Genomic DNA, 12,742 nt, shown 5'->3' on the forward strand with positions numbered 1-12,742 from the left:
GTCAGCGTTCATTTGATGAGGAGCGGCAGGTCCTTCAGGAACGCGGCGCGGGTCTTGAGGCCCTTGGGCATGTCGGTGCGGTTGGTGTCGACGACAAGCCGCGCAAAGACGATCTGGCGGCCATCCTTTTGCGCCCAGCCGACGAACCAGCCGAGCGAACGCTTGTCCTGAACCTTGTCGACGTCGTTGCGCAGCCTGGTGCTTCCGGTCTTGCCTTGCACCGTCCAGCCTCCGGCCTGGAAGGTCGGGATGATGGCTGATGTCATGTCGTAAGCCCTGGCCGAGACAGGCAGCTTGCGGGCCAGCAGCTTGCGCAGGAATTCGACCTGCTCGACCGGCGTGATCTTGAGCGAGGAATTCACCCAGGACTTGGTCAAACCATCATTCTTGCCGGGATTGCCGGAAACATCGGCGTTGCCGTAGTCGAATTTCGAGACATAACCGGCAAAACTCCCAGACCCAAGCCGGCGGGTGATTTCCCGGGAAAACCACAGGATCGAATCCCGCTCCCAGACCACCGGATCGACGGTCTTCTGATCCCGCTTCACCGCGTTGAATTCAGGCTTGTAATCCCAGCTCGGCGTGTGCTCGTCGCTCAGGATCCCGCTGTCATAGCCGATCAGCGACAACGGCACCTTGAACGTCGAAGCCGGGCTGAACCGCTCGTCGCACACCCCGTCCTCGTAGAGCGCCTTGCCGCTCGCCGCATCGGCGATCACCGTGCACTGCACGTCCCCCAGCGGCGCCGATTGCGCGCGCAGCGGAAATCCCAGCAGCCAGGCGAGCAGGAACAGTATCCCGGCAAAGATGAAGGGAAGACGGTCGAAATTGCGCATTTTCTGCTCGCTCCAGAAGGGGGTTCGCGAGCGGCTTAGCGAGGTCTCTTGTCTCGATTTTGTCTCAAATGCGCAGTCTTTGTGCAGGCTGTTGTTAACCCTACCGGATCGTAAACGGGCAGAGCCGGCGGGACCTGACTGACGCGATCACCCCTGCGCTTCGCCGCGCTTGCTGCCGATCCGCCAGTACCGCCATGGCGTGAACCAGACATAACGATCCTCCAGCACCTCCGGCACGAGGTCTATGCCATGCGTGCCGAATGGCCCGCAGCGCAGCATCCGGAAAAATCCCATCCAACCGCCCGCCCACAGGCCATGGCGGGCGATCGCCTCATGGGCATATTCCGAACAGGTCGGCAGATGCCGGCAGGAATTGCCGACAAAGCCCGACAATGTCAGCTGGTAGAGGCGCACGAGCGACGTGCCGAGGAGACGGCCCGGCGTCTTGCGCCATGGACCGGGCCAGTTACGGCCGCGTTTCGGCGGCCGGGCGATATGCGCATGCCCATGCTGGTCGCGCACCACAGTCTCCGTTTCGCGTTTCCCACGCGATAGATGTGGGCTTCTACTAGAGAACGCAATCCCCGCGCCCACCGTCACGGACGGAAACGACGAAACGGCTGCCAGTCAGCCGAAGCCACCCACCGGCCACGACTGGTCGGCTCTTCGTAACGCTTTTCATGCTGTCTTCTGTCACGCCATTGAAACGTTGCGATCCGCATGACATCGCCAAAGATGCTCAGCAACTGGATCATGGTCGGTCTCCTTTGATGCGATTAGACGGCCGCTGGCCTTCGCCTTCAAACGAGTATAATTTCCACTTCGGATAATCCTGGGTTATGCGAAATGAAGCGTGGGCGCCTGCCGCTGACGGCATTGAGGAGCTTCGAGGCGGCGGGCCGGCATCTGAGCTTCAGCCGGGCCGCCGAGGAGCTTTTCGTCTCACAGGCGGCGATCAGCCGGCAGATCCGGGAACTCGAAATCTTCCTGCGCCAACCCTTGTTCGAACGTCACCATCGCCGTGTCGAACTGACCGACACCGGACGGCGTCTGCTGGATCAGCTTGTCAGAAGTTTCGACGCTATCGACACCTTGCTTGGAGAACTGGTGGCGACACCGGCGCAGTCCGTGGTCCGTGTCAGTGTCGAGCCGTCGCTTGCATCCGTGTGGCTGGTGCCACGGCTCAACCGGTTTCGCCAATTGCGGCCTGACATCGACATCTCGCTCGAGGTCGATCCAAGGCTGATCGAGTTCCGCAGCGATCAGCCGGAGCTTGCCTTGCGCTTCAGCGCACATGCCACCGCGTGGCCGCGCAGCGAAGCCGAGCAACTTGCTTCGACAGTCGACTCACCTGTTCTGTCGCCGGCGCTGCTTGCCTCGGGCCCCGCCCTCGAGAAGCCGATCGATCTTGGTCGCTACACGCTTTTGCACGAGGAGAACCGCCAGGGCTGGGCGCGCTGGTTCGAAGCGGCCGGCGTGCCCGCCGACGCCGTGCCGGCGCGCGGGCCGATGCTGGCGGATGCGTCGCTTTCAAAGCAGGCCGCCTTGCTCGGACATGGCGTTGCACTGGGCGATCTCTTGCAGATCGGCGGAGAAGTCGCGTCCGGCGCGCTGGTCAAACCGTTCGACATCGACGTCGCATCCGGCGCCTATTGGCTGGTGGCCAGAAGCTTGCGCGATCTGTCGGAGCCGGCCGCCGCGTTCGCGGACTGGGTACGCGGCGAATTTGCCGAAAGCAGACGTGCATTGTAAACGGTCGGTTGCCGGCCCTCAGGCTTCGGCGCGCTTCTCGATCTGGCCGATGGCGTCGACCACGGCGTCGAAAGTCAGCATGGTCGAGGCATGACGGGCCTTGTAATCGCGCACCGGCTCCAGATATCTGAGGTCCGCGAAGCGACCGTCCGGCGGGGCGCCATCTTCCTTGAGCATCTTCAGCATGGTGTCGCGCACCGCGCGCAATTCCTCGGCGCTCGCGCCGACGACATGTTGCGCCATGATCGATGACGACGCCTGGCCGAGCGCGCAGGCCTTCACATCATGGGCAAAGTCCGTGACCACGCCGTCCTGCATCTTGAGGTCGACGGTGACCGTGGAACCGCATAGCTTGGAGTGCGCCTTGGCGGTTGCGTCAGGATGATCGAGCCGGCCGATGCGGCCAATGTTCCCGGCAAAACCGAGAATTTTCGCGTTGTAGACCTCGTTTATCATTATTTTCCAATCCGTCGCCGCCAAGCGAACAGCGATTGCCGCTGTCGTGTCTTCCTTTCGCTCGCTATGACCTTATATAATGGTGGCAGTCCGGTATCGACAAGAAGACGAAAGCCAATGTCCTTGCCGGGAAGTTCACGCCGCTTACGGGGCTGGAAACGGGGCGAGTTTCCGACACCGAAAGGTCGTGGTCCGTTCAACTCGTTCCTCCGCCGAGAGGGACTACGGGAGACGCCTTTATGGATGCCGTCATCAAGAAGCTCATGCCACAGTCAGCCTATATGGAAAAGCCGGTCACCGACCGGCCGAGCGAAGCCGAAGTCGAAGCCGCCGTGCGCACGCTTTTGCGCTGGACCGGCGACAATCCGGACCGCGAGGGGCTGGTCGACACGCCGAAGCGGGTGGCAAAGGCCTACCGCGAAATGTTCGGTGGCTACGACATGTGCCCGGCCGACGAGCTCGGCCGCACCTTCGAGGAGGTCGCCGGCTACGATGATCTGGTCATCGTCAAGGACATAACATTCCATTCACATTGCGAGCACCATATGGTGCCGATCATCGGCAAGGCGCATGTCGGCTATCTTCCGGACGGCAAGGTTGTCGGCCTGTCCAAGATCGCCCGCGTCGTCGATATCTTCGCCCACCGCCTGCAGACCCAGGAGGCGCTGACGGCGCAGATCGCCGGCGTCATCCAGGACGTGCTCAATCCGCGCGGCGTCGCCGTCATGATCGAGGCCGAGCACATGTGCATGGCCATGCGCGGCATCCGCAAGCAGGGTTCAACCACGCTGACCTCGACCTTCACCGGCGTTTTCAAGGACACGCCCGAAGAGCAGGTCCGTTTCGTCACCATGGTGCGCGGCGGCGGGGTCTGATCGGCCCTCGCCGGCCATCAGACCATGATCCCGAAAAGTGGAGACCGGTTTTCGGACAAGATCATGGTCAAAGAGGAAAATGGACCGGCGATGTCGGCACTGGAATTTCCAAAAGCTCCGTCGGACAAGAAAGCGCTTGAGGAAGGCGCGGTGTTTTCGCCGCGCTTCGATGCAGCCGGGCTGGTCACGGTCATCGTGACAGACGCCGCGGACGGCATGCTGTTGATGGTTGCGCATATGAATGCGCAAGCACTGGCACTGACACTGGAGACCGGCATAGCCCACTACTGGTCGCGCTCGCGCGACGAACTTTGGAAAAAGGGCGAAACATCAGGCAATTTTCAGCATGTCGTCGAGATGCTCACGGATTGTGACCAGGATGCCATATGGTTGCGCGTCAAAGTATTGGGCCACGACGCAACCTGTCACACTGGCCGGCGTTCATGCTTTTATCGGACGGTGGGGCTGATCGATGGCAAGGGGACGCTTGCCGACGACGGCAGCAAGCCGCTGTTCGATGCGGAAAAAACGTATCGGAAACCACTAGCTTGAACCTTCTGCCTGACACCGACCACACGGATTCATCATTTCGATACGGCCCGCTCGTATAGTAGCCGTGGGACAAGGGAGATCATGATGCTCGAGTGGGCGTCATTGCGTAACAGACCAGATGTCAGGGAGGCCAACGGCCTGTCCTCGTCAGGCGGCGCGTCCGAAACGAACTCCCAGAAGAAAACAGGCATTTCGCTCGCCTTAGGTGGCGGGTGCGCCCGCGGCTGGGCGCATATAGGCGTGCTGCGCGCGCTCGACGAAGCCGGCATCGAAGTATCGATGATCGCCGGCACCTCGATCGGCGCGCTGGTCGGCGGCTGCTATCTCGCCGGCAAACTGGACGAACTGGAAGAATTCGCCCGCAGCCTGACCAAGCGCCGCATCTTCGGCCTGCTCGATCTCAATTTGCGCGGCAGCGGCCTGTTCGGCGGCATGAAGCTCGATGCAAGGCTGCGCGAGCACATGGCCGGCATTCGTTTCGAGGACCTTGCCAAGCCGTTCGTGGCGGTCACCTCCGAAATCCGCACCGGCCACGAAATCTGGCTGTCGAGCGGCTCATTGATCACCGCCATGCGCGCCTCCTATGCGCTTCCCGGCGTGTTCGAGCCGGTGAATTGCAATGGCCGCGTGCTGGTCGACGGCGCGCTGGTCAACCCCGTACCGGTTTCGGTCTGCCGCGCCTACGAGCAGCCGCTCGTCGTGGCGGTCAACCTTCACTATGATCTGTTCGGCCGTGCCGCGGTGATAAAACACAGCGCCGGCGAACTGGTCATCGAAAAGGACGCACCAAGGCCCGGCAAGGTCGACGCCGAGCACCAGTCGCATCAGACGCGGCTCGGCATTACCGGCGTCATGGTCGAGGCCTTCAACATCATCCAGGACCGCATTTCGCGTGCCAGGCTTGCCGGCGACCCGCCCGATATGTCGCTGCAGCCGAAGCTCAGCCATATCGGCCTGACCGAGTTCCACCGCGCCGACGAGGCGATCAACATCGGCTATCAGGCGACGATGGCCCAGATCGGCGAGTTGACCCGGCTGCAGACCGTTCTCGCCTGATCAAAACCTACGCACGCGCCGCATCGGTGATGCGAAACTGCACGGTGCGGTTGCCGTTCCAGTAATTTCCCGACAGCGAACCGGCGACGTGGATCGTCTTGCCCCGGTTCTTGAACAGAAATTCGCCAAGCGCGGTATCGACGGCGCGAAAGGCGATCGCCTGGATGCGGCCGCCGCTTTCCGATTGCAGCTCCACGCGGATGTGGTTGGTGCCGACCGGCCGCGCATCGGCTAGTCGGTGGCGCGGCAGCGCGAAAACGGGGGCAGCGTGCCCGGCACCGAAGGGTCCGGCCTTCTCCAGCGCATCGAGCAGGCTGAGCGTCGCGCCTTCAGCGGCAAGCGCACCGTCTATGGCCAGGCTTTCCTCGCCCTGCAGGCGGAACACGTCGGCTGCCGCCCGCTCTTCGAAAAACGCCCTGAGCTCACCAAGCTTCGCCCGCTCGACGGTGATGCCCGCCGCCATGCCATGGCCGCCGCCCTTGACGATCAGCCCCGCAACGGCCGCCTCGCGCACCAGCCGGCCGAGGTCGAAACCCGAGACCGAGCGGCCCGAACCGGTGCCGATGCCCACAGTGTTGAAGGCGATGGCGAAGGCCGGCCGGCGGGCGTGGTCCTTCAATCGCGAAGCGAGCAGGCCGACAATACCCGGATGCCAGCTGTTGCTGGCGGTGACGACGATAGCCGGGCCATTGCCGCCGGCAAGCTCTGCATCGGCCTCGGCGCGCGCCGCCGCGAGCATCTCCTGCTCCATCAACTGCCGTTCCTGGTTGAGCCGGTCGAGCGTCTCGGCAATGGTGCGCGCCTCCACCGGGTCGTCGGTCGCAAGCAACCGGCTGCCAAGTGCGGCATCGCCGATGCGTCCGCCGGCATTGATGCGCGGACCGATCAGATAGGCCAGATGGAAAGTGCTGATCGGCTCGCCGATGCGCGACACCCGTGCCAGTGCCGCCAGCCCTTCATTCTTCTGCTGGCGCGCCATCTGCAGCCCCTTGACCACGAAGGCACGGTTGACGCCGGTCAGTGGCACCACGTCACAAACAGTGGCCAATGCCACGATATCGAGCAGCGAAAGCAGGTCTGGCGGCGTAGCATCGGGCATGCGGCTACGCAGGATCCTGGCCGTCTGCACAAGGGCGAGGAAGACCACGCCGGCGGCACAGAGATGGCCCTGCCCGGAAAGGTCGTCGTCGCGATTGGGATTGACGACAGCGATTGCCGCCGGCAAGGCACCGCCGACCTGGTGGTGGTCGAGCACCACGACGTCGGCCCCGGCCTCGTTGGCGGCATCGATGGAAACGGCGCTGTTGGTGCCGCAATCGACAGTGACGATCAGTGTCGCACCACGCGAAACAAGTTCGCGCATGGCGTCGGGGTTGGGGCCATAGCCCTCGAAAATACGGTCCGGGATGTAGATTTCCGACGGCACCGAGAAATGCGTGAGGAACCGCTTCAGCAACGCCGACGAGGCGGCGCCGTCGACATCATAGTCGCCGAAGATCGCCACCTTTTCCCTGGCCATCACTGCGGCGGCGATGCGGGCCGCCGCCCTGTCCATGTCGGTCAGCGATGCCGGATCCGGCAGAAGATCGCGGATCGTCGGGTCGAGAAACCGCTCGGTTTGTTCGGCGGTGACACCACGGCCGGCAAGCACCCGCGCGACGATGTCGGGCACGCCATGGCCTTGCGCGATGGCGAGCGCAATCATGTCCTGGCGTTCTGTCAGCCGATGTTCCCAGGAAACCCCTGATACCGACTGCCTGACATCGAGGAAGAGGCGTTTTTCGCCGGTCATACGCTTTGCCAACTCATCGTTGGCCGCACGACAATGCATGCCGCCCATAAGTGCGCAGCGGTTTTGAGGCCACGACCCGCATTGGCAACAATTTCAAGCGCGTCACGTTCACGCGACGCTCTATAGGCCAAAGGCGGGCAAAGCCATGCGATTCACGGGTGTGCGCCGTCCCGGAATAGGTCAAGAAAACTGCGCTTTCCGCTTTTCAGCCTGTCGCCTAAGCCATTCGTCGGCCGCATCGCCCATCGTCTTTTCCACACCGTCCTTGAGCCAGGCCATGAAAGGCCGGTCGAACATGAATGCGTTGCCGCATTCCCGGATGAGAAAGCGACGCACATTCTGGGTGTTGCGATAGGACTTTGTGATGGCGGTGGCACGCGAAATCGGATCCGCATGCCAGTCGAACGGTTTCATCGTCAAATCCCTGCAGCCATCATCGGATGCGCCCGAATGGCTAACAATTGCAAGGCGGCTTCGCAAGCGAGCGTCAGAACTTATCCAGATCCTGATGGCGGGCCTTGATCTCGCGCACCGTCCGCGACGACGAGCGCAGCACGATCGTGTGGGTGGTGATGTAATTGTGGCCGAACTTGACGCCAGCCAGCATGTTGCCGTCGGTGACACCGGTGGCCGCGAACAACACATCGCCGCGCGCCATGTCCTCCGTCCGATAGACCCGTTTCGGATTGGAAATACCCATCTTTGCCGCGCGAGCAACCTTTTCCGCCGTGTCGAGGATCAGTCTGCCCTGCATCTGGCCGCCGGTGCAGCGCAGCGCGGCAGCGGCCAGCACGCCCTCGGGTGCTCCGCCAGTGCCCAGATAAATATCGATGCCGGTTTCTTCCGGGTCCGTGGTGTGGATGACGCCGGCGACATCGCCATCGCCGATCAGCCGGATCGCGGCCCCCGTGGCGCGCACGGCATCGATCAGCTTGGCATGGCGCGGCCGGTCGAGAATGCAGGTGGTGATTTCCGATACAGCGACGCCCTTGGCCCGAGCGAGGCTGGCGATGTTCTCAGCCGCCGAGGCGTCGATGTCGATGACGCCGTCCGCATAGCCCGGACCGATGGCGATCTTGTCCATGTAGACGTCCGGCGCGAACAGCAGGCTGCCCTTTTCGGCGATCGCGATGACCGCGAGTGCATTGGGCAGGTTCTTGGCGCAAATCGTCGTGCCTTCGAGCGGATCGAGCGCGATATCGACGGCCGGACCTTTGCCAGTGCCGACTTCCTCGCCGATGTAGAGCATCGGCGCCTCATCCCGTTCGCCTTCGCCGATCACCACCGTGCCCTTGATGGAAAGCCGGTTGAGCTCCTGGCGCATGGCATCCACGGCTACCTGGTCGGCCGCCTTTTCGTCGCCGCGCCCGCGCAGCCTGGCGGCCGCGACGGCGGCTCGTTCGGTGACGCGCACCAGTTCCATGGTGAGTATCCGGTCAAGGCCGGCGACGATGTTCTGGGCCACATTCATCTGGTGATTTCCTCGTTGGCAATGCGGCCCCCGCCGGAGGCGGGCCTGTTTTGTCAAACGAGCATGACAACGGCAAGACCTGCGGAAGATTTTATCGAATAGTCAGCAATATCAATCGATTAAACCGCATTTTTGAAACAAGGCCAGCCGGCCGCAATGAACCGGGCCGGCCTTGAAAAGCGAAAGTTAGACCTCTTTGGCGCTAGAAAACCGCAAGATATTTGAGCAGCGAAATGATGCCGATTATGAGGACGATAACCTGCACGATCTGCCTCATCCGGCCGTCGAGCGGCAGGCGCTGAACAAGATAGAGAACGAGGATGATGACGAGGAATGTGATCAGGATGCTAATCAAGGCGGATGAAGCCACAGTGCCCTCCTTAAAAATGATGTGCTGAAACAAGGAAACGAGCCGGCAAACCCGGCCCTATCGCGCCGTGGTCAATACCAGCGGCGCGACGTATCGTTCGTCGACTGACCTATGGCGAAACCGGCCATAAAGCCGAGCAAACCGATCACGCCGACCAGGGCAGTCGTCGTACCGGGGTTTTCGCGCGCTACTTCCGAGACGGACTGAGCCTGGCTGCGCAGTTGTTGCGCCGTACGCGAAGCGCGGCTCGCGGCCGTGTCGTACAACTCGGACGCCTGTTCGCTGGCGTCATCGAGCATTTCCGCGCCCCGCGCCGAAATGCTCTTGTTGATCTTGGTGATCTCCTTGCGCAAATCGGCAATCTGCTTTTCCAGCGTCTTCTGGATGTCGTCGATATTAGGGGTGTCGGACTTGTTGGCATCGGCCATGAAGCGGTTCCTCTGGTTGCTGACCAAGAGAACGGCGACGACACCAATTCGTTCCCGTGTGGCGGCTGTCCCCACCAGACCGGACCTCAATGCCTGCGGGATTCCTGTCCCGCAGGGCCTATCGGGCAAAAGCTACCCTGCCCGCTCGATGCGGATGACCTGCGGCTTGTCGGTCAGATGGCCATCCTTGGTGATGCCGTCGACGGCCTTGCGCACAGCGGCCTCGGTCGTCTCGTGGGTGACGAGGATCACCGTTTTTTGTGCCGCCGCTTCGCCGTTGACCGCGTGCTGGACGATCGATTCCAGCGAAATATCGCTGTCGGCCATGCGCTTGGCTATTGCCGCGAACACACCGATGCGGTCATGCACGGTCAGCCGGATGAAGTAGCCGCCGGCATGGCTGCGCATCTGCGCCTTCTTGTAGGGTTTCAGCTCCTTCGCCGGCCGTCCGAAGACCGGACCATGCTGGAATCCTGGCCGGCTCTTGGCGATGTCGGCGATGTCGCCGATGACGGCCGAGGCGGTGGCGTTGCCGCCGGCACCGGGGCCTGATAGCAGCAGTTCGCCCAGAATGTCGGTCTCGATCGCCACCGCATTGGTGACGCCATGCACCTGCGCGATGACCGATGCGGTCGGCACCATCGTCGGATGCACGCGCTGCTCGATGCCGCTCTCGGTGCGCTGGGCGACACCCAGCAACTTGATCCGGTAGCCAAGATCGGCGGCCGCGCGGATGTCGGCCTGGGTGATGTTGGAGATGCCCTCCATGTAGATGTCATTGGCGGCGATCCTGGTGCCAAAGGCAAGGCTGGTCAGGATCGACAGCTTGTGCGCGGTGTCGTGGCCCTCGATGTCGAAGGTCGGATCGGCTTCGGCATAGCCCAGCCGCTGCGCGTCCTTCAGGCAAGCATCAAACGAGATGCCCTCGGCCTCCATGCGCGTCAGGATGTAGTTGCAGGTGCCGTTGAGGATGCCGAACACGCGGGTGACCGAATTGCCGGCCATCGCCTCGCGCATGGTCTTGATGACGGGAATGCCGCCCGCCACTGCCGCCTCGTAGTTGAGCAGCACGCCCTTCTTCTCGGCGATTTCGGCCAGCGCAACGCCATGCTTGGCCAGCAGCGCCTTGTTGGCAGTGACGACATGACGGCCGGCTTCGAGTGCCGCTTTCACCGATGAGCGCGACGGACCCTCGTCGCCGCCGATCAGTTCGACGAACACGTCGATTTCGGCGGTCTGCGCCATCTTGACCGGATCGTCGAACCACTCTGCCGAGCTGAGATCGACGCCGCGATCGCGCTTCGGGTCACGCGCCGAGATGGCGGTGACGATGACGTCGCGGCCGCACTGGCGGGTCAGTTCCACCGCCTTGTCGCGCAGCACGCGCGCCACCGACGCGCCAACGGTGCCGAGGCCGGCAATTCCAACACGCAATGCTTCAGCCATATCCGGCGACGTCCCTCAAAATTCGATCGAAATCGTCTGCGGCAAGCTTACCGATGAGCGGAGAGCGGCACGACATTGTTGGGCTGCTTGGCGCTGGTCGACAAGAAGCGCTTGATGTTGCGCGCCGCCTGCCGGATCCTGTGCTCGTTCTCGACCAGAGCGACGCGCACGAATTCGTCGCCATGCTCGCCGAAGCCAACACCCGGCGCCACGGCCACGTCGGCATGTTCGATGAGCAGCTTGGAGAATTCGAGCGAGCCGAGATGTCGGAACGGCTCCGGGATTGGCGCCCAGGCGAACATCGATGCCGCCGGTGCCGGAATGGTCCAGCCAGCGCGGCCGAAGGCATCGACCATCACGTCGCGGCGCTTGTGATAGATATCGCGCACCTCGGCGATGTCGGCGCCGTCGCCGTTGAGCGCGTGTGCCGCCGCCACCTGGATCGGCGTGAAGGCGCCGTAATCGAGGTAGGATTTCACCCGCGTCAGCGCCGAGATCAGCCGCTCGTTGCCGACGGCAAAGCCCATCCGCCAACCGGGCATGGAGAAGGTCTTCGACATGGAGGTGAATTCGACGCAAACGTCGATCGCGCCAGGCACCTGCAGCACCGAAGGCGGCGGATTGCCGTCGAAATAGATCTCCGAATAGGCAAGGTCGGACAGGATGATGATGTCGTTCTTCTTGGCGAAGGCGACCACATCCTTGTAGAAATCGAGCGAGGCGACCAGCGCCGTCGGGTTCGACGGATAGTTGAGGATCAGCGCCAGCGGCTTCGGGATCGAATGTTTGACCCCGCGCTCGAGCGCCGGGATGAAGCCGTCGTCCGGCTCCACCTGCAGCGAGCGGATGACGCCACCCGACATGATGAAGCCGAAGGCATGGATCGGATAGGTCGGGTTCGGGCACAGGATCACGTCGCCGGGCGCCGTGATCGCCTGCGCCATGTTGGCGAAGCCTTCCTTGGAGCCAAGCGTGGCCACCACTTGCGTGTCGGGGTTGAGCTTCACGCCGAAGCGCCTGCCATAGTAGGCGGCCTGGGCGCGACGCAGGCCCGGAATGCCACGCGACGAGGAATAGCGATGCGTGCGCGGGTCGCGCACGACCTCGCACAATTTGTCGACGATAGCCTTGGGCGTCGGCAGGTCCGGATTGCCCATGCCGAGGTCGATGATGTCGGCGCCACGCGATCGGGCGCTGGCCTTCAGCCGGTTGACCTGCTCGAACACGTAAGGCGGAAGCCGGCGAACCTTGTGAAATTCTTCCATGGCAGTTCCAGACAGCGAAGGGGTGTTGGGCGCGCGCTATATACTTATTTGCAGGTAGGGTCGAGGGTGGGGTCGCATTTGGCTTCGATCTGCCTCAGCGTTTCGTCGCCATGCTTCTTGGCCAGATCCGTCAGCGCCGCCTGGTTGGCGACCTTCGGGCCGCCGCCCTTTGCCGCCTGCGCATTCTCATCCGCCTTCAATTGCGCGAGCTTGGCGTTCTTCTCGGCTTCGGTGAACTGCGACGCCGCCACTTGCGGCTTGATGTTCAGGTTCGGAAAGGTGCCGGTATCCTTCGGCCCCGCACCCGCAGCGACAGGCGTCGGGCCATTCGTGTTGGTGCTCGAGCACCCGGCAATCCCGATGAGGACGATCGCCACGCCGATGCGGCAAAAACGTCCGGCACCGAAAAAAACAGTCTCGCCAATATTAATCGTCATATTGTT

General features: G+C 62.7%; 16 protein-coding genes. 4 read left to right on the forward strand and 12 right to left on the reverse strand.

Annotation, left to right across the window (positions count from 1 at the left end):
* Window positions 1-8 precede the first annotated feature (8 nt).
* The 3 genes from blaOXA to NKI66_RS09135 form a co-directional block, all read right to left on the reverse strand.
* Complete coding sequence (blaOXA, locus tag NKI66_RS09125; protein ID WP_023810486.1) at window positions 9-836, reverse strand: class D beta-lactamase; 828 nt, start codon at window positions 834-836, stop codon at window positions 9-11.
* Between the two features lie 147 nt (window positions 837-983).
* On the reverse strand, window positions 984-1,358 hold the full coding sequence (gene yidD / locus NKI66_RS09130; protein WP_023810485.1) for a membrane protein insertion efficiency factor YidD: 375 nt from the start codon (window positions 1,356-1,358) through the stop codon (window positions 984-986).
* Between the two features lie 74 nt (window positions 1,359-1,432).
* A complete protein-coding gene (locus NKI66_RS09135; RefSeq protein ID WP_081734812.1) occupies window positions 1,433-1,591 on the reverse strand; it encodes a hypothetical protein in 159 nt (52 codons plus the stop codon).
* 91 nt (window positions 1,592-1,682) lie between these two features.
* Here NKI66_RS09135 and NKI66_RS09140 point away from each other — a divergent pair, with 91 nt between their 5' ends.
* A complete protein-coding gene (locus NKI66_RS09140; RefSeq protein ID WP_023810484.1) occupies window positions 1,683-2,588 on the forward strand; it encodes a LysR substrate-binding domain-containing protein in 906 nt (301 codons plus the stop codon).
* Window positions 2,589-2,606: 18 nt separating this feature from the next.
* On the opposite strand, the gene NKI66_RS09145 is transcribed toward NKI66_RS09140, so the two are convergent.
* Complete coding sequence (locus tag NKI66_RS09145) at window positions 2,607-3,044, reverse strand: iron-sulfur cluster assembly scaffold protein (RefSeq protein ID WP_023810483.1); 438 nt, start codon at window positions 3,042-3,044, stop codon at window positions 2,607-2,609.
* A 239-nt stretch (window positions 3,045-3,283) separates the two neighbouring features.
* Between NKI66_RS09145 and folE the strand changes: the two genes are divergently transcribed.
* The 3 genes from folE to NKI66_RS09160 all read left to right on the forward strand — a co-directional run bounded on the left by folE (window position 3,284) and on the right by NKI66_RS09160 (window position 5,527).
* Complete coding sequence (gene folE, locus NKI66_RS09150; RefSeq protein WP_023810482.1) at window positions 3,284-3,919, forward strand: GTP cyclohydrolase I FolE; 636 nt, start codon at window positions 3,284-3,286, stop codon at window positions 3,917-3,919.
* Window positions 3,920-4,009: 90 nt separating this feature from the next.
* Complete coding sequence (hisI, locus tag NKI66_RS09155; protein ID WP_023810481.1) at window positions 4,010-4,471, forward strand: phosphoribosyl-AMP cyclohydrolase; 462 nt, start codon at window positions 4,010-4,012, stop codon at window positions 4,469-4,471.
* A gap of 81 nt (window positions 4,472-4,552) precedes the next feature.
* Entirely contained in the window at window positions 4,553-5,527 is a 975-nt protein-coding gene (locus NKI66_RS09160; RefSeq protein WP_196815316.1) for a patatin family protein, read from the forward strand.
* A 7-nt stretch (window positions 5,528-5,534) separates the two neighbouring features.
* Here the strand turns inward: NKI66_RS09160 and recJ are convergent, their stop codons facing one another.
* The 8 genes from recJ to NKI66_RS09200 all read right to left on the reverse strand — a co-directional run bounded on the left by recJ (window position 5,535) and on the right by NKI66_RS09200 (window position 12,736).
* On the reverse strand, window positions 5,535-7,319 hold the full coding sequence (gene recJ / locus NKI66_RS09165; RefSeq protein WP_023810479.1) for a single-stranded-DNA-specific exonuclease RecJ: 1,785 nt from the start codon (window positions 7,317-7,319) through the stop codon (window positions 5,535-5,537).
* A 180-nt stretch (window positions 7,320-7,499) separates the two neighbouring features.
* Entirely contained in the window at window positions 7,500-7,733 is a 234-nt protein-coding gene (locus NKI66_RS09170; RefSeq protein WP_023810478.1) for a DUF6434 domain-containing protein, read from the reverse strand.
* A 73-nt stretch (window positions 7,734-7,806) separates the two neighbouring features.
* Window positions 7,807-8,790 (reverse strand): class II fructose-bisphosphatase, encoded by a 984-nt coding sequence (glpX, locus tag NKI66_RS09175; protein WP_023810477.1) that lies wholly within the window; start codon window positions 8,788-8,790, stop codon window positions 7,807-7,809.
* A gap of 202 nt (window positions 8,791-8,992) precedes the next feature.
* Window positions 8,993-9,160 (reverse strand): Thivi_2564 family membrane protein, encoded by a 168-nt coding sequence (locus NKI66_RS09180; protein ID WP_023810476.1) that lies wholly within the window; start codon window positions 9,158-9,160, stop codon window positions 8,993-8,995.
* A gap of 71 nt (window positions 9,161-9,231) precedes the next feature.
* Window positions 9,232-9,588: a hypothetical protein gene (locus tag NKI66_RS09185; protein ID WP_023810475.1), complete on the reverse strand. Its 357-nt coding sequence runs from the start codon at window positions 9,586-9,588 to the stop codon at window positions 9,232-9,234.
* Window positions 9,589-9,720: 132 nt separating this feature from the next.
* The gene (locus NKI66_RS09190) at window positions 9,721-11,034 is read right to left on the reverse strand and encodes a homoserine dehydrogenase (protein ID WP_023810474.1); all 1,314 of its coding nucleotides are present in this window, start codon (window positions 11,032-11,034) and stop codon (window positions 9,721-9,723) included.
* 47 nt (window positions 11,035-11,081) lie between these two features.
* Complete coding sequence (locus NKI66_RS09195) at window positions 11,082-12,299, reverse strand: LL-diaminopimelate aminotransferase (protein WP_023810473.1); 1,218 nt, start codon at window positions 12,297-12,299, stop codon at window positions 11,082-11,084.
* 44 nt (window positions 12,300-12,343) lie between these two features.
* Window positions 12,344-12,736, reverse strand: a complete 393-nt coding sequence (locus tag NKI66_RS09200) for a hypothetical protein (protein WP_023810472.1) — start codon at window positions 12,734-12,736, stop codon at window positions 12,344-12,346.
* Window positions 12,737-12,742: the final 6 nt, after the last annotated feature.

This window comes from Mesorhizobium sp. M0518, assembly GCF_040321125.1.
Classification (GTDB): domain Bacteria; phylum Pseudomonadota; class Alphaproteobacteria; order Rhizobiales; family Rhizobiaceae; genus Mesorhizobium.